This is a genomic window from Streptomyces sp. 8N114 (genome assembly GCF_052245835.1).
Classification (GTDB): Bacteria; Actinomycetota; Actinomycetes; order Streptomycetales; family Streptomycetaceae; genus Streptomyces.
Window position 1 is genome coordinate 72,586 of sequence record NZ_JBQQBT010000021.1, and the last position, 20,129, is coordinate 92,714.

Consider the following 20,129-nt stretch of genomic DNA (forward strand, 5'->3'; position numbering starts at 1 on the left):
GTGGTACGGCACCGGACGGCTCCCGCACACCCCCCTCCGCCCGGCCGGATCTTTATTAAAGTGCGGGAGCCACAAGCTTCAGGAAGGGCAGCGAATCGTGACAGGTGCGGGCGGTGGGGACGGCGGCGCGACGGCCATATGGGGGCGGTCCGAGCAGCAGGACTTCCGCAGCAGGGTGCGCGGCTGTCTGCTGGGCGGCGCGATCGGCGACGCACTGGGCGCGGGTGTCGAGTTCGACTCCCTGGCCGCCATTCGCGAGAAGTGGGGGCCGCAGGGCGTCACCGACTACGTGCCCGCATACGGCCGCAGGGGCGCCGTCACCGACGACACCCAGATGACGCTGTTCACCGTCGACGGCCTCATCCGCGCCCATGTACGCCGTGACACCGGCGCCTGGCACCCGCCCACCGATGTGCACGCCGCCTACCGCCGCTGGGCGGCCACCCAGCGGGACTGGGGCCCCGACGAGCGGCGCGAGAACGACGGCTGGCTCGCCCGCCAGGAGTGGCTCTACGCCCGCCGGGCACCCGGCAACGCCTGCCTCAGTGGGCTGGCCGACCCCCGGATGGGCACCCTGGAGCAGCCGAAGAACGCCGACTCCAAGGGCTGCGGCACAGTCATGCGGTCGGCGCCGTTCGGGCTGCTGGTGGGCTGGGAGCCGGGGCTGGTCTTCCAACTCGCCGTCGAGTGCGCGGCGCAGACGCACGGCCACCCCACCGGGTATCTCGCGGCCGGCGCGTTCGCCGCGATCGTCCACACCCTCGCCCGGGGCGACGACCTGGACACCGCCGTCCAGCGTGCCCTGGTGCACCTCGCGGCGCGCCCTGACCACCAGGAGACCACCGACGCCCTCAAGCGTGCGCTGGGCGCCGTACGCCAGGGCATGCCGTCCCCGGAGCGGGTGGCGGCGCTGGGGGAGGGCTGGACGGCGGAGGAGGCGCTGTCCATCGGCGTCTACTGCGCGCTGGTCGCCGAGGACGTCCGGCACGGTCTGCTGCTGGCCGTCAACCACAGCGGGGACAGCGACTCGACCGGCTCCATCTGCGGCAATCTGCTGGGCGCCATGCATGGTGAGACCTCCCTTCCGCCGGGCTGGGTGACCGAGCTGGAGGGCCGCGCGACGATCCTGGAGCTGGCCGACGACTTCGCCATGGAGATGACGCAGGGCCCGGCGCTGCACGGCCCCGGCGCGGCGTCCCCGGCCTGGCTGGCCCGCTATCCGCGCGCCTGACCCGAGTTATCCACAGGCACCCACGGCTGTCGGTGGCGGTGCGTAGTGTGTTCTCGAGATCCCCGCACGGCAGATCGTCCAGGGAACAGCTGTGCCCTGATGGCGGCCGGACGGGGAGGAGCGGGCACAACGGGGAAGGCAACAGCGCATGGCGGCAAGCGTCGAGAAGGACGGCTACACGGCCGAGTTGACGGACGACGGAATGGAGATCGTCTTCCGCAACCCGAAGGGCCGGAAGCTGAAGATGGTCCCCGAGCAGCTCGTCGGCGACCCCGGCCTGGCCTCCCTGAATGCCGTATGGAAAGCGCTGCGCGCGCACCGTACGGCGTGCGAAGAGTACGCCCGCGCGTGGGCCGAAGCCGAGACGGGCGCACCGCGCGCACTGGCCGAGGCCGACCCGGAATGGCGGCGCGCGCTCGAGGGCGCAGGGGTGCCGCCGACCGAGGAGCGTGGCGAGGGGGGCCTGTTCGCCCGCACCTACGCAAGCCCGCACGGGTTCACCCTCACCCAGCTCCTGCCCGAGGACGTGGTCCCGTACCGCGATGTGCTGATGCGCGAGGACGCCTGGCTGCCCGAGGGCCTCTTCGCCACCAGTCTCCCGGATGAGACCTCGGATCCGGACGGCCGACTGCCCTTCCCCGAACGTGTGCTGGCGGCCCACCCGCAGCAGCAGCGCCTCGCCCTGGAGAAGCTCCGCGCCCTCAAGTACGAGACCGTGGACTGGAAGTACCTGCCCAAGAAGGCCGTGGACGGCGTGCTGGCCGGACTGGAGGAGTCCGCACCCGCGCTGGCGGTCACGCTGCTGGACGAGATGGCCGACTACGCCCTCGACAAGGACCTCGATGCCGAGGCTGCGGCCTGGTTCGGCCGCGCCCGCAAGACCGAGCGCAACTCCGGACGTACGCCCGACCACACCTGGTTGTACTCCCGCTATCTGCGCTACGCCGCGGCAGGAGCGCTCTCCGCGACCGTGCTGCGCGCGTGGGTGAACGAACTGGCCGCCGAGAGCACCGGGGGCCCGGGGCATCTGACCCGCTTCCGCGAGGTGGTACGGGCCAGGCGCCGCGGTTACGGCGAACTCCACCCGCAGCTGGCGGCCGATATCCGCAAGCTCGCCAAGGCGGCCGGGCACGACCCGGACGAGGAGCTGGCCACCATGATGGCGGAGCTGATCGAGGACGGCGGACTCTCGCTGGGCGACACCGAGTTCTGGACCCGGTGCTGCAAGGGGCGCGCAATCGACGTGCTGGTCGAGCGCTCTGCGCAGCCGGTCCGCGCGGCCGTCCTGAAGCTGCGCCCCAGCGGTTACCGGTCCGGAGGACGGGCGGAGCTGTGGCGGGCCCTCCTGGAGCGCACCGGAACGCTCGCTCAGCTCACCGGCGAGAGCCCCGGACTGCCCCACGGAGCCACAGCGGCCTGGCTGACCGACTGCGTCAACGCCCGGATGGGCAGGGACGGCATCCCCTGGCCGGAGGTGTTCGAGCTGGCGGAGCACGTTGCTCCCAAGGCGGCGGCCGACGGTGTCCCGGTCGAGTTTCGGCAGTGGACCTACCGGGACTGGAAGGATCGCCGGCGCATCCCCCTCGACCTGATGGACATGCTCCTGGAGCACGGGGTCCCGGTCAACGGCCCACCAGAGCGGCTGGCCTCGGCCGCCCCGTACGACCTGCTGCTCTCGCGCCGTCCCGAGCTGCGCCACCTGCTGGCCGACGAACGCTTCCAGCGCGAGGTGCGTGCCTGGATGCGCGCCGACCTCGATATGACGGTGAAGGGTGACAGGGCGGCCGACGGCATGGCGTCCAACCGCTGGTACAACCCGCACCAGACCAAGGGCTGGGGCAGGCCCGAGCATCTGTACTCCACCTGGGTCGGCCACGAGGAGCTGCGTGCCTGGTGCGAGCGCGAGCGGGCGCGGCTGCGCGCCGGGGTGGACTTCGACGGGCTGGTGCTGCTCCTCGGCCGTTTCGTCCACGTCGGAGGAGCGGTCGACCAGCTGCTCCAGGACGCCGAGGCGGCCCGCGAGTTCGCGGCGGTCGATGTCATCGGGCTGCTGATGCGCGAGCTGCCGAAGGAGCTCGACCGGGAGCGGGTGGAGAAGACCGTCGCCAAGGTGGAGCCCCAGTTCCTCAGCCGGGGTGACGGAGCCACGGGCCCCAACTTCGTCCTGCTCCGCGATGAGCTGCCCGAGCTGGCCCACGGCACCACCTGGCAGGAGCAAGGCAAAGACTTTCACCGAGCCACCCATCTCTTGGTGATGGCGGCCAACTGCCTCGACGGCCTGTCCCGCCTGGTGCGCCGCTTCACCCCGGCCGACGAGCAGGCACCCGCCCCGGCGCCCGCCCAGGAGCCGGACAACTCCTGGCAGACCCTCACCCGACGGCTGACGCGGCTGGCGGCCTCCGACACCCCGCCCTGGGGCGGCGACCCCCAGCAGGGCAGCGAGCAACAGGACCACGCCTGGGAGCGGCTCAGCGTCGGGCACGTGCACGGGTATGCAGTGGTGGAAGCCCTGCGCGCCGCGATGGGCGTCACTCGCGGCGCCGCCAAGACAGTGGCGCAACTGGCGGAGTACGCGGACTGCTCGTTCGCCTCGGGCGAGTGGCGGGTCGTGGAATACACCGTGTCCTTCGATACGGCGCGGCGGTTCTCCGCGCTGTGCACCCGGCCGATCCGCACCCGGACTTCGGCCGCCGTGAAGCTTCGGGAGCACCGAACAGGCCCAGCAAGACGGAAAGTTTTTCCGCTGCTGATGCTGGAGTACGCACCCGCGGGTGACTTCCCGGCGGCCGGTCCGCTCGCCGCCGCGGGCCTCGAACCGACGCGGGCCCGCATGCTGGAACCCGCGCGCCCCGGCAGCTGGCTCACCCGGTTCGCCGAGCTGTACCAGCAGCACGGCCCGGCTCCGGCCCGCCCCGAGCTGGCCGCCGACTTCGCCGGACGGCTCGGCCTCTCGGTCCCCGAAGCCGTCGCCCTGCTGCGTGGTTCCCTGCCTCCCGCGCCACACCAAGGCGTCGGACGGGGCCTCTTCCGGAACGCGGGCTCCTTCGGGGTCGAGCAGTGGAAGGTGACGGAGAGGGAGAACGAGAGGGCGCTGGACGGGCTCGACCACTTCCTCAGCCCTGAGCAACTGTCGGCGCTCTACGACAGGCTGCTGCCGGACGATCCCGAGCTGCTGTGGACCGAGGGCCCGGACGTGCGGCGCGCCGCCGAGTGGTGGCTGAGCGAGATCGGCAGGCCACTGCCGCCGCCGCACGGCCTGCTGGCGGTGGCCGACAAGGAACTCGCAGCGCCCACGGGGGAGTCGGCAACCCGTCGCAGCCGGCCCGAGGACGCCTCTCCGGCCGACGACATCGATCGTCCGCACTACGACTCCACGTCGCTGTGGTGGCCGCCGTTGCGGCGCCCCGCACTGCTGGGCCGTCTCGCCGCCGGTGCCGACTGCCTCGTCACGGGGATACCTCTGAGCCCTGAGCCCGAGCTGCTCGCGCTGCCCCGCCTCGCCGGGTGGCTCGCCTACCGCACGCCTGCGGGCGATCCGCTGCGCCCAGTGGTCGGAGCGGCCATCTCCCGCCTCCGCGAGGAGCTGACGGCGGGCCCCGGCCCGCTGCGGGTCTTCTCCTTGCAGAGCAACTACTTGATGGGCGACCCACCAGCCACCGACGCATTGACCGCGCACCCGGCCGTGACAGTGGCGGAGGACGAGACGTACGACATCCGCCATGTGTATGTGGACCCGGCCCACCTGGCAGGCGCCGAGGATCCGATACTCGAAGCGCTGGACGCCTACCTGGACTCCGCCCTGCCCTCCCAGTGGCTCCCGACCCTCTCGGGCCTGCCGGCGCTGGCGGACCTTCGCCTGCTGCTCAGCGAGGACTTCGCCGCTCTGGGCGCCCATCTGGCGGCCGAAGCCGACGCGCCCGCCGGCTGGGAGCAGCACCCGGTCCGCTCGGTCCCGCAGTTGGTGAGCCGGTGTGCGGAGCAGCACGGTCTGAGCGAGGACGCGGCGGCCCTCCATCTGATGCTGCTGGCCCTCCCGGACCCCACCGACCGCAATGTGAAGGCGTGGACCGGCTGGAAGGCCGCCCGCTTCAAGGAGGCGGTGGCGGAACTGGGCGCGACCCCGCTGGTGCTCCGGGGCACTCGTCCGCGGGCGGGCCGCAGCCTGTTCGTGCCGGGCCCCTGGCACGAGCGCAAGTCACCCCGCCTCCCGCTGGAAGCCGTGAAACTGCCCCACCTCCCGCAGGCCGCGAACCGCCGCTCCACCAGCCACCTGGCGGCTGTTCCCTCGATGCCCGTACCGCTGCTGTTCGAGCGGCAGTTCGAGCGACAGTTCGGCGGCTGAGGTCACCGGAAGAGGGCGAGAGCGGCCCGGCTGTGCTCAGCCGGCGATCGGCACGGCATGGCCGGTGACGCGCATCCGCGCGTCGTCCGGTCCCGCCTCGACGAGCAGATCGCTCGGCCGCCCCATGTCCTCGCCCTGCCGGATGGCGACCACGCCTGCTGCGGGCAGCAGGCCGAGCGTGCGCAGATAGCCTCCGAACGCGGCGGCGGCTGCTCCGGTGGCCGGGTCTTCGACGACGCCGCCGACGGGGAACGGGTCACGGGCGTGGTAGCGGTCGTCGCTCTCGCGCCAGACCAGGTGCACCGTTGTCCAGCCGTACTGCCGCATGATGCCGGTCAGCGTCTCGAAGTCGTAGTCGAGGTCGGCAAGCCGGGCGCGGGAGCCGGCTGCGAGCACCAGATGATCGTTGCCGCCGAAGGCGACGTGCGGCGGCAGCGTGGCGTCGAGGTCGGCCCTTGCCCACCCCAGGGCCGCGAGCGTGGCGTCCACCTCGGCGTCCTGTGCGGGCCGGGACCGGGTGGGGACGCTGGTGAGCGTCGCCCGCACAGCACCGTGGCCGTCGGCCACGGTCGCCACACTGATCTCGCCGGCAGGAGTGTCGAAGACCAGCTCGCCGGGGCCGATACGCTCGGCGAGCGCCACCGACACGGCGACGGTGGCATGCCCGCAGAAGGCGACCTCGGCGAGAGGGCTGAAGTAGCGGAGCGTGAACCGGCGTTGCTGCTCGTCCCGGGCGGTGACGAAGGCGGTCTCGGAATACCCGACCTCGGCGGCGATCGCCAGCATCTGCTGCTCGTCGAGCCGCGCGGCGTCGAGGACGACGCCGGCCGGGTTCCCGCCGTCGGGGTCGGAGGTGAACGCCGTGTAGCGAAGGACATCGGTAACTGCTGACGCTGTTGTGGCTGCTGTAGGCGTGGTGCCCGCTGTGGAAGTCATGGCTTTACTCTTCCACCCTCGCCACATTATTACCAACGATAGTTATGCATGAAAGCGATCGACTATTCCGATGGCTTGTTAGGGTGCGGCCATGGACACCCGGCTGCTCCAGACCTTCACCGCGCTCGCCAGGACGGAAAGCTTCACCGGCGCTGCCGCCGAGCTGCAGCTCGCCCAGTCCACGGTCACGGTGCAGATCAGAGCCCTGGAGAAGGCGTTGGGCACCCGGCTCTTCGACCGGCTGGCCAGAGGCGCGCTGCTCACCGAGGCGGGGCGGCGGTTGCTGACGCTTGCCGAAGAAGTCCTGGAAGCCGAGTCACGGTTGTTCGCGGCGGCCACCGAGGACGGCCCGGTCAGCGGGACGGTGGTGGTGGGCGCGGGCGAGACCCTCTGCTCCGCCCATCTCCCAGGTGTGATCGCCGCACTGCGCGGCCTCCACCCGGACGTGGAGGTGCACCTGGAACCGTGCGGGACCACCAGGGCCGTAGAGGGACTGCGGAGCGGAAGACTGGACTGCGCCCTTCTGCTGGAGGAACAGGCCGACTTCCCGGGCGTCACGGCTGAGCGCATCGCCGGCCAGTCCCTGGTCCTGCTGTGCGCCCCGGACCACCCGCTCGCCGACCGCGCACGGCCGGCGACGTGGCAGGAACTGGCACGGGAGAGCTTCTTCCTTCATGAGCAGGGCTGTTCCTACAGCGACTGGCTGGCCGAACGGCTGCAGAACGTTCCCGGCGCCCGTCCGCGGCTGACCCGGTTCGGCAGCATCGAAGCCGCCCGCTCCTGCGTCGCAGCCGGGCTCGGCCTGACCGTCCTCCCGCACGCCAACGTGGCCGAACCGCTGCGCGACGGCCGTCTCACGGCGGTGCACGGTCCTTCCCTCCCCGACGTCTCCGTCCATCTGGCACGTCACGGCCGCCGCCGGCCCTCCCGCGCGGCACACGCCGTCGCAGCCCAGGTCGTACGGCACTTCCAGCAGGCGACGGAGGGCCGGGCAGGCCCCGCGAAGAAGGGCGACCACGCGCCCGCCCACGGGTGACCATCGCGCCCGCCCGCGGGTGACCGCCGGAGCAACCCGTGCGTCACCACAGAAGCAACCCACGGGGCGTCGCCGGAGCAACCCCACGGGTCACCGCATCAGTTCACCCGCGTTCACCAGCAGACACTGCCCCGTGATCCCCCGCGCCCTCCCGCTGGCGAAGAAAACCACCGCCTCGGCCACATCCCCGTCCTCCGCCATCCGCGGCAGCGCCATCCGCTCCTCCAGCCGGCCCCGCACCACCTCGGGCGCCACCCCCTCGGACTCCGCCGTCCAGGCCACGTAACCCTCCACCATCGGCCCCCACATCCAGCCGGGCTGCACGGTGTTGACCCGCACTCCGTGCGGGCCCAGCTCGCGGGCGAGCGAGTACATCGCGGAGACGAGGGCGCCCTTGGACGCGGCGTAGGCGGCCTGCTGCACCTGGGTGGGCGGGGCGACGGAGGACTGGGTGCCGATCATCACGACGGAGCCGTCCCCGCGTCCGGCCCCGGCCGCCTTCAGCGCGGGCAGGCACGCCCGGGTCATCCGCAGCGTCCCCAGCAGATTGACGTCCAGCACGCGCTGCCACTCCGCGAGATCCGCACCCTCCAGCCCGCCCATGACGGTGTCCAGTGCCGCGACATGTACGACGGCGTCGATGCTGCCGAAGCGCTCCTGTGCCAGCGCGGCCAGCGCCGCGCACTGCTCCTCGTCCCGGATGTCCACGATGCGATAGGCGCTGTGCGACCCGCCGGGGTCGACGGCGGCGGCGCAGGCGGCCAGGTTCGCCTCCGTACGGGCGCCGAGCACCACACGAGCGCCCTCCCGTACGCAGGCGGCGGCCACCTCGTGGCCGAGCCCGGCGCCGACTCCCGACACCACCACGGTCTTGTCCGCAAGCAGCACGACAGATCGCCTCCCGCACAGTTCCGCACGCCGCGTGCCGGCCCGCCGGGGGCTCGTATTCTGACGCCCAGTCAGCTAAACCGGTCCGGGACACCGTACGGGAGCCGAGCAGCCGGAGGAACCCCATGGAGACCCCGACCGAGCCGCCGACCGAGACACCCGCCGACACCCACGCCGCCTATGCCGAACTGGCCTCCGTCGGCCCCTACGGGGTGCGCCCCGGGCACGCCCTCATCACGATGGTGGAGCCGCACCCGGGCCATGAGTACGCGTACAACCGCTGGTACGAGGACGACCACTACATCGCGGGCGCCATGGCCATGCCCTGGATCTACGCGGGCCGCCGCTGGGTGGCAACCCGGGACCTCCAACTGCTGCGCTACCCGGCCGAATCGGCCGTCGCGCAACCGGTCACCGCGGGCTGCTATCTGTCCACGTACTGGATCACGGAGGGCCGCTACGGCGAGCACATGCGGTGGACCGTCGCCATCAACAAGCGCCTCAACCGCGACGGGCGCGTCTACCGCGACCGCACCCACGTCTTCACGAGCTTCCAGGACCACCAGGCCACCGTCTACCGCGACGGCGCCGCCGGTCCCCGCGACCACCACGCGCTCGACCACCCCTACCAGGGGCTGGTGCTCCAGGTCGTCGACGCGGCGGGCCCGGACGTGCGGGCCGAACTGCTGGAGTGGCTGCGCACCCGCCATCTCCCAGGCCGTCTCAAGGGCTCCCCTGCCGCCATGGTCACCGCCTTCCGCCCCACCCCGCTGCCCGTCGACCGGATGTCGTACGTGAAGCAGGTCGAGGGCGTCGATACCCGGCTGACCCTGCTGTGGTTCCTCCAGGAGGACCCGCGCGAACGCTGGGAGGCATGCTTCACGGGCCTGGACGAAGCCGTCGCGGACTCCGGGCTGGGGAGGACGGAACTGGTCGCGCCCTTCATCCCGACGATCCCGGGCACGGACACCTATGTGGACCGGCTCCGCTGAACCGGGGAGGTGGGGGAGGAGCGGAAAAGCAGGGAGGGGAGAGCGGGAGGCTGTGCGGACAGTGCCGAGCCCCCTCGGCCGGGACGGCGGACCAGTCGAGAGGGCTCTTGCGTCGTGCGTCCCCGGGGCAGCGCTGCGAGTGCGTGCCGCCGCCGACGCCGTACGGCTTCCAGCGTCCGGCCTCAGGCCCGGGCGCTGCCGGATTCCGCTACGCCGACCCGGGCCACGAATGCGCCCCACGCCTCCGGCTGGAAGCTGAGCGCGGGCCCCTGCGGCTCTTTGGAGTCACGGACCGCCACCGTGCGCACGGCCGGCGATTTCACCTCCACGCAGGCACCGTTGCCCGTCGAGTAGCTGGACTTGGTCCACGCGTGGGTGTTTCCCTGCTGAATCGGCATGTCTGCTCCGGTTGTTCCGGGTTGTCTCCTGACGTGCGAACGACATTACGCGGCGATTCGGGCGCACGACGTGGTCGTTCACTCAACCGGATGGCATATTCCAAACAGCTCTTCACATTGCGGTGTGCTGCGGTGTAATCTCCCCGCCTTTTTCTGCATCCTCGTCCGGCACATGCCAGACGGCCCGGCAGTCGCCGGGCCGTCTGGTCGTTCCGCAAGTCCGCTTCGCCCCCGGATGCTCAGCCCCGGGCGTACTCCTTGGCCACGTTCTCGATGAACTCCCGGGTCTGGTCCGGGTTCAGCGCCTGCGCCCGCAGATGCTCGTACATGACGCTGTAGTTCTGTACGTCGTTCGCCTTCTCCAAATAGAGATCGCTGGTGACGCCTTCGAGGTAGATGACGGTCGAGTCCGATGCCTCCGGGAACTCGAGAATGGCGTACTGCCCGTTCACCCCCGGATGCGCACCCATCGAGAACGGCATGACCTGGAGCGTCACATGGGGCTGCTGCGACATCTCGTTGAGGAATTCGAGCTGCTCGGCCATCGTGTGCTTACCGCCCACCTCGCGACGCAGCACCGACTCGTCCAGCACCGCCCACAGCCGAAGCGGGTTGCGCTCGTCCTTGATGCGGTCCTGGCGGCGCATGCGCACCTGCACCCGGCGCTCGATGTCGGCCGCCGTGGCCTCCGGCAGCGCTCCGGCGACGACGGCTTCCGCGTACGGCCGCGTCTGCAACAGCCCCGGCACCACCTGGGGTTCGTAGACGCGCAGCGAGGCGGCGTCCGTCTCCAGGCCGATGTAGACGCTGTAGGGGATGTCGCCGAACGCGTGCCACCACCCCTGCTGGCGCGACTCCTTCGCCATCTGCATCAGGGAGTCGACTATCCGCCGGTCCTCGACCTCGTAGACCCCGCACAGGTCGCGTACGTCCCGCTGGCTGATGCTGCGCCGGCCGTTCTCCAGTCGGCTGATCTTCGACTGGGACACCAGCAATCGGTCCGCGACCTCCTCGGCCGTCATGTTCCGATTCTCGCGCAGGCGGCGCAACTCCTGGCCCAGTCGGCGACGCCGGACTGTGGGGTTGACGTTCGACGCCACGGGACCGCACCTCCGTGTAAGTACGACTACTCCAGCAGATTGCCATCAACATGTGCGCTCGCGCTGGAAAATGGCAACAGAGAGTGCGGGCTTGAGTACAGCAGTTCCGAAAAACCGCATGCGCGGGATGCGAATCCGGCCGTTGTTTCGACGGTCGGAATCGCATCCCGCCCATGCGTCCTGTAACCGAACCTGCCCGACGGCAACCCGGCAGTCGACGCGCTCCGCCGCTCAGCCACGCGCGTAGTGCTCGACGCGTACCTGCCGTGCGGTGATGCCCGGCCTGTCTGTGCAGTGCGTCGTGTGCGGCACGTACGTACGTGGTGCGCGGTGCACGGGACGCCGGGACCCGTGCGGGACGGTCAGCGTGCTCCTGCCCGGACCATGCCGCCCGCCAGGTGCCGGGCCTGCTCAGACATGTGCCGTGCCGGACCGGCGGCGGACGCCGTGGCCCTGGCGGCCGGGCGTCCCGATGAGGGCCCGCCCGCCGCGCCCGCCTGGGCCCGCCGCGGCTGCGCCCCGACACCGTTCTGCACGTCCATCACCGCATGCGCGACGAGGCCGCCCATAGGATCGTGCCTGATCAGGTCCCGCAGCCGGGAACGGCACGACCGTCCCTCGTTGCCCGGGTAGAGGTGCTTGCCGAGGCCGACCGCGTGGGCCAGCGCGGCGAGCGCCGCTGTCCGCGGGTCCGGTGGGACGCCGGTGCGGATCGCGGTGTCGAGCCGGGCCCTGATTTCCCGGCTGATGGCCGTCTCCGTCGCCTGGTAGCGCGTCGTCGGCAGCACCCCGCACATCTGGCCGGAAACGGCATGCACCATGCCGCACCGTTCCAGATGCGTGAGATAGGTTTGGCGCAGCCCCAATCGAGGCCCGCCGATCCAGTGGACAGCACGCACCGGGCTGCCGCGCCTGCGCAGCAGTTCCAATGCGGAGTCCAGAGTCGGATCTCCGGTCGGCCGTGGCAGCACCACGGCGATACGATCCCCATCAGGGGCTATCCGTCCAGCCAGAGCCAGCTCCACTAGCTGTGCTCCGGCCAGGCCGAGGTCGAGCGACTGCGGCTGCGCCGTGGTACCCGTGGCCGGGTCCAGGGCGAGCAACAGAAGCTCCTCGGGAATTGTTCTGCGGCTCCTGCCCATCCATGCCTCCCCGCGTGGATGAATGACAGGGTGACCCCTCTCACAATGGTCTGTCGAGAGTGCACGGTCGTTATGGGTGGGAACCAGTAGGTATGTCGTTCTCGTCTGCGGCTGGGGGAGGCCGCTGGGGCAGCCCTCCGAGGGAGCGCCGCCACGCCGGTGGCGCCCTCGGTGAATAGGACACTGTTAACTGGTATGGCGAGCGGCGAGCAGCAGCATCAGGAGGCATTGGTGGCGGGCGAATCCCCCGACAGGTCGGAGCGGGAGAGGTCGTCGGGGGAGACGACGGGGAGCGGCGGGACGGTTGCACGGCCCGACGAGACGGCCGAAAAGGAACGGCCGACGAGCTCCGGGACCCCGAACGGCCAGAACGGCACCGGAACGGCGACCCAGGGCGCGAAGCCCTCGAAGATCCCCGCTCCCACACCCCCCGAGGGAGAACCGGACGAGCCCACCGGCACGGACGAGGCTGCTACGGCGGCGGACGAGGCGACCGAGGGCGACCCGCGCGAGCAGGGCCAGGGTGACGAGGGCCGGGAGCAGGGCGACGACGGCGACGCGCGGCTGAAGTCGGCCGTGGCCGCCTGGGTCTCGGGCGACGACGCCCCGGAGGGCGCGGACGAAGCCGACGGCGCAGAGGGCTCGAAGGCCCCCGAGAGCGCCGGCGAGAGCCACGGCGACGGCAAGAGCGCGGGCGAGCGTGCCGGGGAGCCCGGTACCGGCGCCTCCTCCACGGACCTGCCTGTCCGGCCGAAGTCGTCGACGGCCGGGGCCGATGCCGACTCCGGAACCGAGCCCGGGGTCGAATCCGACACCAAGAACGCGGGGAAGAGTGCCGACCCTGCCCCGCAGGGGGACGCGCCCACCGCGATGTTCGGGGTCGTACGGCGTGAGAGCGACCGTTCCGGTAAGGACGACGACGCCACGGCTGCCGACCGCGCCGAGCGCCTGACCTCGGCGTTCTTCGGAGCACCCAAGGACGCCAAGGACACCAAGGACACCAAGGACGCCGCCGAGGCCGACTCCGGAAGCGCCGGTTCCGGCAAGGGGACGCCCCCCGTCGACCAGCCGACGGCGATCTTCCGCACGGTCGACGCCAAGCGGGGCGACGGGCCCTCCGGCGACGGTACGGGCAAGAACGGCGGGACCGGCACGAGCGAAAAGCCGGAAAAGCCGGAAAAGTCAGCGTCGCCCAAGCCGGAAAAGGGCGAGAAGCCGGAGAAGTCGGACGAGCCCGGCAGAAAGGGTTCAGCCACCCCGGCGGGCACTCCCGACCCCCGGAAGCCCGCCGCGGCGGGTACTCCCGATCCGCGGAAGCGGGACGACCGGGACGGCCAGAAGGGCGGCTCCGGCAGGGGCCAGGGGAGCGGCGAGGAGTCGGACGCCGAGCGGACCAGCCAGTTCATCCCGCTCCGGTCCGCCGACGAACCACGCACCCCGGCGAAGTCGGCGCCCCCGGCGGCTGAGGCAGCCGCGGCTCCGACGGCACCCAGCAAGCCCTCGTCCCCGGGCAAGCCTGCCTCGGCACCGTCGGCGCCGACCGCGAACCCGTGGGCGTCGGCACCGCCGCGCCCCGCGGGAGCCCCGCAGGCCCCTCCGGAGGCGCCCGGCGCCGCCGAGAGCGAGCCGGAGCGTACGCGGCAGCAGCCGATGCCGGGCAGCCCGGAGGCGGAGGAGAGCGGTCGGCAGCCGCAGCCGCTGGATCTGCTGGCGCAGCTCACCAACAGCCCGCCGCCGCCCGAGACGCCGCTGCGTACGGTCACCCGGCGGGTGAAGATCTGGACGCCGCTGGTGCTGCTGCTCGCGGTGATCTTCGTCGTCGTGCAGGCGGTGCGTCCGCTGCCGGACCCCGAGCTGTCGATGACGGCTGCCGGGACGTACACGTTCGAGGGCTCCAAGCCGTCCATGCCCTGGCCCTCGGAGGGGCAGGCCGTGATCGACGTGGACGGGCTGGGGTCGTTCGGCTCGTACGGCAAGCAGAAGCCGGTGCCGATCGCCAGCGTCGCGAAGGTGATGACGGCCTACGTCATCCTGCGTGACCACCCGGTGAAGAAGGGGTCGAAGGGCAAGCTGATCCCCGTCGACCAGAAGGCCGAGGAAGAGGCCGGGCTGAGCGCGCAGAACGAGTCGACCGTGAACGTCAAGGCGGGTCAGAAGATCTCGCAGCGGGAAGCGCTGGATGCGATCATGATCGCATCCGCGAACAACGTGGCGCGGCTGCTGGCGCGTTGGGACGCCGGCTCGGAGAAGGCGTTCGTGAAGAAGATGAACGCTGCCGCCAAGGACCTGGGCATGACCAACTCCCACTACACCGACCCCAGCGGTCTGACGGCTTCTACGGTCAGCACCGCGGCCGACCAGGTCAAACTGGGCAAGAAGGTGATGGAGAGCGCGCTGTTCCGCGAGGTCGTACGGCAGCCGCAGTACGAGGACACCAACGGCAAGACGCAGCCCAACTGGAACCGGCTGGTCCCGATGGACGGCGTCGTCGGCATCAAGACCGGCACGACCACCAAGGCGGGCGGCAATCTGCTGTTCGCGGCCGAGAAGAAGATCGGCGGCACCAAGCAGCTGATCATCGGCGCCGTGCTGGGGCAGTACGAGCCGTCGATCCTGGACACCGTGCTGGCCGCCAGCAAGAAGCTGATCGACGCCGGTCAGGACGCGCTCACCGCCAAGAAGGTGGTCAAGAAGGGCGAGGTCGTCGGCTATGTGGACGACCAACTGGGCAGCAAGACCCCGGTCGTGGCCACCAAGGACGTGACGGCCGTGGGCTGGCCGGGTCTGAAGGTCAAGCTGGAGCTGACCGACAACGGCAAGGCCGTCCCGCACGAGGCCGGGTCGGGCAGCAAGGTCGGCACCCTCACCGCGGGCGACGGTCCGGGCCAGGTGAAGGTCCCCGTCGCCATCCAGGACGAGCTGACCGAGCCCGGATTCGGGGACAAGCTGACGCGCGTCGGCTGAACCATTCCGGGCCGCGCCGCGTCCCCCGTTCCGTCGGCATGTCCGGCTCACGGCTCACCTGAGCGCCCCGCGCGCCCCGCTCGCCCCACGGCGACAGCCGGGGGCGCGGGGCGGCGGAGAGCGCGGGTGTGCCGTCCGGTAACGTCGTGCGGATCTGAGCCGCACATCCGTACGGGGAGGACGGGGAGAGAGCGCAGTGGCCACTGTGCACCCACCGCGGACGCCGGAGTCGGATCCTGACCCCGGTGCCGGTGAGATAGCCGGGAGCCCGGGCGTGGACGACGCCGCGGGCGCCGTTCGCACACCCCTGCCCGGTCAGCGCCCGAAGCCCGGGCGGCAGCGGACGGACACCGGCGCCGAAGACACGACCGAATCCCACGAGGCCGCCGGTGGTGCCGGGCGGAAAGCCGCCGAAGGTGCCGGGCGGGCATGGCGGCAGGGCCTGGCGTCCCGGCCGCTGTTCGTCGTCGGCGTCACGCTGGCGGTCGCGGCGCTCCTCCATCTGCTGTGGCTGCTGTTCCTCGCCAGTGGTGGCGGGGACCTGGCCGCGCAGGACGCCTGGGCCGAGTTCGCAGGCCAGCATCCGGGCTCGGCGTACAACCTCGCCTGGTACGGCGGGCTGCACCCCTTCTCGTACAGCGCCATATCGCCGTATCTGATGGCCGTGTTCGGTGTCCGTACGACGCTGATCGTCTCCGGGGTGCTCTCCGCCGGGCTGCTGTCGCTGCTTCTCGCCCGGACGGTTGCCAGACCGCTGCTGCCCTCGCTGTGGGGCGCCTTCGCCTTTGCGTGCAACGCCGCCTCCGGGCGGGTCACCTTCGCGCTGGGCGTGTTCTTCGGGCTCGGCGCCGTCGCCGTCGTGTGGACGTGGCCCGCCCGCTGGCGGGGTGGGCGTGCCAGCCGCCCCGCGCGCTATCTGCGGGCGGCGCTCGCCATGCTGCTGGCCGTGCTCGCCACCGCCGCCAGTCCCGTTGCCGGGCTGTTCCTGGAGGTGGTCGCGGCCTCGCTGCTGCTGGCGCGCAGGCCCGCTGCGATGTTCTCCGTCGCCCTGCCGCCGCCGGTGGTGGTGGTCGGCTCGGCGCTGCTCTTCCCGTTCACGGGTGTGCAGCCGATGCCGCTCTGGTCGCTGGTTTTCCCCGTGCTGGGCGCCGTCGCGGTCGTACTGCTGGTTCCCAAGACGTGGATGGCCGTGCGGGTGGGCGGTGCCATATACGCCCTGGGCATAGTGCTGACCTGGGCGATCCCCTCGCAGGTCGGCTCGAACGTGGAGCGGCTCGGGCTGCTGTTCGGCGGGGTGGCGCTGCTGGCGGCCGTGCCGGTCGTGGTGGGGCGCGGATGGCGGCCCTGGAAATCCCGCCGGGGGCTGGCCATGGCGCTGGCGCTGCTGGTGACGTTCGGATGGCAGATCGGCAAGCCCACCTGGGACGTCCTGCACACCACACCCGACACCGACTGGTCCCGCGACCTGAAGCCGCTGCTCACCCAGCTCCGTAAGGCCGACGCGGGCCGGGCGCGGGTCGAGGTCGTCCCCGTCAACAGCCACCGGGAAGCCTCGGCGCTGGCTCCGTACGTCAACCTGGCCCGCGGCTGGAACCGGCAGGCCGACCTGGAGCGCAACCCGCTCTTCTACGAGGAGAATCTCAGCCCCGAGCGCTACCACGCGTGGCTGCGCCGCTGGGCCGTGCACTACGTCGTCCTGCCGGCCGATCCGCCGGACATCGCGGGCGGCGTCGCCGAGGCCAAGCTGGTGGCGGAAGGCCAGCCGTATCTGAAGGAGATCTGGTCCGACGACAGCTGGCGGCTCTTCCGGGTCAAGGACCCCGTGCCGCTGGTCGACGCCTCGGCGTCGGTGGAGCGCGCCGACGCGGAGAGCGTGACCGTGCGCGTACGCGAGAGCGGGCGGGTGCTGGTGCGGGTGCCGTACTCGCCGTGGCTCGGGCTGGTCGACAAGGACGGGGACCGGCTGGCACCGCCCACCGAGGGTGGCGACAACATCAACGGCTGTCTGCGCGAGGCGGAACCGACGTTCGGCGGCCCGCCGCCGGAGGGCAAGGACAAGCCGGTGCTGGACACCTGGACGGTGCTGGACGCGCCCCGCCCGGGCGTCTACCGCATCGCGGCCCCCTACAAGCTGCCGCGCGGCACACCCTGCCCCGAGGGGCCGGACGACGGCAGCTCGACGGACTGAGGGACGCGGCGCTCGACGGACTGAAGGGACGCGGCGAGGGTCCTCAGGAGGGCTGCTCGCCTCCGTAGTGGCGGGTGATGATCTCCAGGATGTGCCCGTCCGGATCGGTCCAGTAGACGCCGCGGCCCCCGTCGTTGTGGTTGATCTCGCCGGGGCGGGTGCGCATGGGGTCGGCGTAGTAGGTGAGCCCCGCCTCCTTGAGCCGGCCGAAGACGATGTCGAACTCCTCCTCCGAGACGAGGAACGCGTAGTGCTGCGGCGTGATCGGCCCCTTCCCGGCGTCGGCGAAGTCGAGAGCCACGTCGTTGGCGGTGACGACCGGCAGGAACGGGCCGTACTGCGGCCGCACCTGAAGCCCCAGCAGACCGGCGAGGAACTCCGCGGACCGCTTCTTGTCGCTGGCGTACACGATCGTGTGGTTGAGCTGGATCGACATGAGAGGTCTCCTCTGGCTCGGTTCGACGCCTGCAGCGGAAACAGTGACGGTAGAAGGTGTCTTCCCTGTGGGGGCGTTACGCGTGTGCCCGGGAGTGTCCCTTCAGCCGAGGCGCCGTACGATCCTGCGGAGCTGTTCGGTGTAGAGCTCCCGGAACTCGGGTGACTGCGGGTCCATGCCGAGGACCGAGCGGACCAGGTGCGGCGTCACCACAGGTGCGGAGACCGCGCCCATCAGCAGCAGGAGGACGGCGCCCGGGTCGAGCTCCTCAGCGATCTCCCCGGCCGCCTTGCGGCACTCCAGGTCCGACAAGTCCTCACGTCCGGACTCCGGTTCCGCCCCCGTCAGCCCCACCCAGGCGTTCAGCCGGGAGCCGCGGGGGTCGTCGAGTGCTTCGTGCAGATAGTGAGCCATCACCTCGTCCAGCGGGACGTCCGGCTGGTTGAACGACTCCTCACGCTCGGCCCAGCGTCGGCTCAGCTCGTTCCAGAGACCTTCCTTGCCGCCGAAGTAGTAGGCGATCAGCTGCTTGTTGAGCCCTGCCCGGTCGGCGATGTCCTGCACCCGTGCCCCGGCGAACCCTTTTGCGGCGAACTCGTCCAACGCCGCTTCCAGCAGCCGCCGGCAGGAGCGCTCCGGGTCGAGTTTGCGGGCCTCCGGGCGGGGCGCACGGCGCGGGCAGCGCGCGTCGGATGACGCTTCACGCCCATCGGATGACGCGGCGCGCGCATCGGGAGAGGTGTCGGGAGTCGGGCCGGGTTTGTCGCTCACGACGTCCAGCGTAGCGGTTGCCGGTTCATCTTCATCTATCCGGTTGATTTCTTCATCCATTTGGTTGAAGCTGCTGCCCTGAGCACGCCGATGCGGTTGGCATCCGGCGCGAACTCGCACGCCAATAACCAACGTTGCAATGGAGAACAGCATGATTCTGGTGACCGGGGCGACCGGAAACGTCGGCCGTCCGCTCGTCGCCCGTCTGACCGCCGAGGGCCACAAGGTCCGCGGACTGACGAGGAACCCGGACCGCGCCCGGCTGCCCGACGGTGCCCTACCGGTGGCCGCCGACGACCTGGGCGCCGCACTGGACGGCGCCTCCGCCCTCTTCCTGAACCCCGCCGCCTTCTGGAACGGTGCCGGTGAACTGCTGCGGCTCGCGGCCGAGCGCGGGGTGGGGCGAGTCGTCACCCTCTCGTCGTCCGCGGTCGTCGAGTCTTCGCTGCCCCTGGATCCCCGGAACCCGATCGCGGAGCACCACCGGGCGCTGGAGGCCGAGGTGGAGGCCGTGGCAGCGACTGCCGGGATGGGGTGGACGCATGTGCGGCCCGGCATGTTCGCCACCAACACCCTCACCTGGGCGGATGCGCTGCGGCGTGACGGAGTGCTGCGCGCCGCCCATGCCCGCGCACAGGCAGCGCCCATCCACGAGGACGACATCGCGGACGTCGCCGCGCTCGCGCTGACCGGAGCCCTGGGAGCCGACGGCCCCACCCCCGTACTGACGGGGCCGGAGTCGCTGACGCAGGCCGACCAGCTCCGCCTCATCGGGGAGGCGACGGGGCGGGACCTGCGGTTCGACGAGATCCCGCACGAGGAGGCCCGCGCGGGCATGATCGCCGCCGGCACCCCCGCCGAGATCGCCGACGTGCTGCTCGACCTCGCTGCCGCCTCGGTGGACGTTCCCGCACAGGTCTCGCCGGGCGTCGAGCAACTCACCGGCAGTCCCGGGCGCAGCTTCGCGCAGTGGGCCCGGCACCACGCGGAGGACTTCCGCTGAGGCGCCTGCGGTCGTGAGGGGCCGAGGCCGGGGTGGGCGGTTGAGTTCGCGGTCGGTCAGCCCGCTACGGCCGCGGGGTCCATCCACATGATCTCCCAGATGTGGCCGTCCGGGTCGGTGAAGGCGCGCCCGTACATCGGGCCCTCTTCCTGCGTGTCACCGTGCGCACCCGCGCCGGCGGTCAGTGCGGTGTCCACCAGCTCGTCGACGTCCTCGCGGCTGTCGGCCGACAGCGCGACCAGCACCTCGCTGGTCTGCGCGGTGTCGGGGATCTCCCGCTTGGAGAAGGACTTGAAGAACGGTTCGACCAGCAGCATCACGTAGATGTCGTCGCTGACGACCATGCAGGTGGCGTTCTCGTCCGTGAACTGCGGGTTGAACGAGAAGCCGCACTTGGTGAAGAAGTCGACGCTGCGGTCCAGGTCCTTCACCGGCAGGTTGACGAAGATCTTCCGGGACATGATGTGCCTCTTCTCTGCGCTCCGCTGCGCGTTCTGACGGTTTATGTCGTTGGTTATGGTCCTTCACCTCATGTACGGGGTGAAAGGCTCCACGCAGTGGCAGACGGGGCAGGGAGGGGAAACTCATCGCTGTGCCGGAAGATTTTTTCGTCCCTCGTTCCTCGTCCCTTGTTCCTCGTCCCTCGTTCCTCGTCCCCTTGCCGCCCCTCGCCGCTCTGCGCAGCGCGCGTACGAGGGCCAG

15 protein-coding genes are annotated in these 20,129 nt (G+C 71.1%); 7 read left to right on the forward strand and 8 right to left on the reverse strand.

All coding sequences use genetic code 11. The features are described 5' to 3' along the window. The first annotated feature begins 97 nt into the window (after positions 1-97). Both ACTWQF_RS29660 and ACTWQF_RS29665 read left to right on the forward strand, forming a co-directional pair. Positions 98-1,231 (forward strand): ADP-ribosylglycohydrolase family protein, encoded by a 1,134-nt coding sequence (locus ACTWQF_RS29660; RefSeq protein WP_443282813.1) that lies wholly within the window; start codon positions 98-100, stop codon positions 1,229-1,231. A gap of 148 nt (positions 1,232-1,379) precedes the next feature. Beyond that, positions 1,380-5,573 (forward strand): hypothetical protein, encoded by a 4,194-nt coding sequence (locus ACTWQF_RS29665; protein ID WP_443282814.1) that lies wholly within the window; start codon positions 1,380-1,382, stop codon positions 5,571-5,573. Between the two features lie 36 nt (positions 5,574-5,609). Here the strand turns inward: ACTWQF_RS29665 and ACTWQF_RS29670 are convergent, their stop codons facing one another. Then, positions 5,610-6,509: a PhzF family phenazine biosynthesis isomerase gene (locus ACTWQF_RS29670; protein WP_443282816.1), complete on the reverse strand. Its 900-nt coding sequence runs from the start codon at positions 6,507-6,509 to the stop codon at positions 5,610-5,612. Positions 6,510-6,600: 91 nt separating this feature from the next. On the opposite strand from ACTWQF_RS29670, the gene ACTWQF_RS29675 reads away from it, so the two are divergent. Further along, complete coding sequence (locus ACTWQF_RS29675; RefSeq protein ID WP_443282817.1) at positions 6,601-7,545, forward strand: LysR family transcriptional regulator; 945 nt, start codon at positions 6,601-6,603, stop codon at positions 7,543-7,545. Positions 7,546-7,635: 90 nt separating this feature from the next. Here ACTWQF_RS29675 and ACTWQF_RS29680 read toward each other — a convergent pair whose 3' ends face one another. Continuing rightward, positions 7,636-8,433: an SDR family oxidoreductase gene (locus ACTWQF_RS29680; protein ID WP_443282819.1), complete on the reverse strand. Its 798-nt coding sequence runs from the start codon at positions 8,431-8,433 to the stop codon at positions 7,636-7,638. Positions 8,434-8,558: 125 nt separating this feature from the next. Here ACTWQF_RS29680 and ACTWQF_RS29685 point away from each other — a divergent pair, with 125 nt between their 5' ends. Then, a complete protein-coding gene (locus ACTWQF_RS29685; protein ID WP_443282820.1) occupies positions 8,559-9,425 on the forward strand; it encodes a hypothetical protein in 867 nt (288 codons plus the stop codon). Positions 9,426-9,607: 182 nt separating this feature from the next. Here the strand turns inward: ACTWQF_RS29685 and ACTWQF_RS29690 are convergent, their stop codons facing one another. The 3 genes from ACTWQF_RS29690 to ACTWQF_RS29700 form a co-directional block, all read right to left on the reverse strand. Next, the gene (locus ACTWQF_RS29690) at positions 9,608-9,823 is read right to left on the reverse strand and encodes a DUF397 domain-containing protein (protein WP_443282821.1); all 216 of its coding nucleotides are present in this window, start codon (positions 9,821-9,823) and stop codon (positions 9,608-9,610) included. A gap of 239 nt (positions 9,824-10,062) precedes the next feature. Next, positions 10,063-10,923 carry a helix-turn-helix domain-containing protein gene (locus ACTWQF_RS29695; protein WP_443282822.1) on the reverse strand — a complete coding sequence of 287 codons (861 nt, stop codon included), beginning with the start codon at positions 10,921-10,923 and terminating at the stop codon, positions 10,063-10,065. Between the two features lie 362 nt (positions 10,924-11,285). After that, positions 11,286-12,065, reverse strand: a complete 780-nt coding sequence (locus tag ACTWQF_RS29700) for a GOLPH3/VPS74 family protein (protein ID WP_443249154.1) — start codon at positions 12,063-12,065, stop codon at positions 11,286-11,288. Positions 12,066-12,260: 195 nt separating this feature from the next. On the opposite strand from ACTWQF_RS29700, the gene ACTWQF_RS29705 reads away from it, so the two are divergent. Both ACTWQF_RS29705 and ACTWQF_RS29710 read left to right on the forward strand, forming a co-directional pair. Beyond that, complete coding sequence (locus tag ACTWQF_RS29705) at positions 12,261-15,029, forward strand: serine hydrolase (RefSeq protein ID WP_443282823.1); 2,769 nt, start codon at positions 12,261-12,263, stop codon at positions 15,027-15,029. Positions 15,030-15,225: 196 nt separating this feature from the next. Continuing rightward, a complete protein-coding gene (locus ACTWQF_RS29710) occupies positions 15,226-17,217 on the forward strand; it encodes an MFS transporter (protein WP_443282824.1) in 1,992 nt (663 codons plus the stop codon). A 43-nt stretch (positions 17,218-17,260) separates the two neighbouring features. On the opposite strand, the gene ACTWQF_RS29715 is transcribed toward ACTWQF_RS29710, so the two are convergent. Together ACTWQF_RS29715 and ACTWQF_RS29720 are read right to left on the reverse strand one after the other, a co-directional pair. After that, on the reverse strand, positions 17,261-17,653 hold the full coding sequence (locus ACTWQF_RS29715; RefSeq protein ID WP_443282825.1) for a VOC family protein: 393 nt from the start codon (positions 17,651-17,653) through the stop codon (positions 17,261-17,263). A 102-nt stretch (positions 17,654-17,755) separates the two neighbouring features. Then, positions 17,756-18,424, reverse strand: coding sequence for a TetR family transcriptional regulator (locus tag ACTWQF_RS29720; protein ID WP_443282826.1), 669 nt, complete (start codon positions 18,422-18,424; stop codon positions 17,756-17,758). A gap of 151 nt (positions 18,425-18,575) precedes the next feature. Here ACTWQF_RS29720 and ACTWQF_RS29725 point away from each other — a divergent pair, with 151 nt between their 5' ends. After that, positions 18,576-19,427 (forward strand): NAD(P)H-binding protein, encoded by an 852-nt coding sequence (locus ACTWQF_RS29725; RefSeq protein WP_443282827.1) that lies wholly within the window; start codon positions 18,576-18,578, stop codon positions 19,425-19,427. A gap of 56 nt (positions 19,428-19,483) precedes the next feature. On the opposite strand, the gene ACTWQF_RS29730 is transcribed toward ACTWQF_RS29725, so the two are convergent. Next, positions 19,484-19,888 (reverse strand): VOC family protein, encoded by a 405-nt coding sequence (locus ACTWQF_RS29730; RefSeq protein ID WP_443282828.1) that lies wholly within the window; start codon positions 19,886-19,888, stop codon positions 19,484-19,486. Between the last annotated feature and the right edge of the window lie 241 nt (positions 19,889-20,129).

What these genes read in the sequence shown, in the direction of transcription:
- ACTWQF_RS29690 (WP_443282821.1), bottom strand. Translation starts at nt 9,823, where the DNA reads ATGCCGATTCAGCAGGGAAACACCCACGCGTGGACCAAGTCCAGCTAC.
- ACTWQF_RS29730 (WP_443282828.1), bottom strand. Translation starts at nt 19,888, where the DNA reads ATGTCCCGGAAGATCTTCGTCAACCTGCCGGTGAAGGACCTGGACCGC.
- ACTWQF_RS29685 (WP_443282820.1), top strand. Translation starts at nt 8,559, where the DNA reads ATGGAGACCCCGACCGAGCCGCCGACCGAGACACCCGCCGACACCCAC.
- ACTWQF_RS29665 (WP_443282814.1), top strand. Translation starts at nt 1,380, where the DNA reads ATGGCGGCAAGCGTCGAGAAGGACGGCTACACGGCCGAGTTGACGGAC.
- ACTWQF_RS29715 (WP_443282825.1), bottom strand. Translation starts at nt 17,653, where the DNA reads ATGTCGATCCAGCTCAACCACACGATCGTGTACGCCAGCGACAAGAAG.
- ACTWQF_RS29670 (WP_443282816.1), bottom strand. Translation starts at nt 6,509, where the DNA reads ATGACTTCCACAGCGGGCACCACGCCTACAGCAGCCACAACAGCGTCA.
- ACTWQF_RS29705 (WP_443282823.1), top strand. Translation starts at nt 12,261, where the DNA reads ATGGCGAGCGGCGAGCAGCAGCATCAGGAGGCATTGGTGGCGGGCGAA.
- ACTWQF_RS29700 (WP_443249154.1), bottom strand. Translation starts at nt 12,065, where the DNA reads ATGGGCAGGAGCCGCAGAACAATTCCCGAGGAGCTTCTGTTGCTCGCC.
- ACTWQF_RS29675 (WP_443282817.1), top strand. Translation starts at nt 6,601, where the DNA reads ATGGACACCCGGCTGCTCCAGACCTTCACCGCGCTCGCCAGGACGGAA.
- ACTWQF_RS29725 (WP_443282827.1), top strand. Translation starts at nt 18,576, where the DNA reads ATGATTCTGGTGACCGGGGCGACCGGAAACGTCGGCCGTCCGCTCGTC.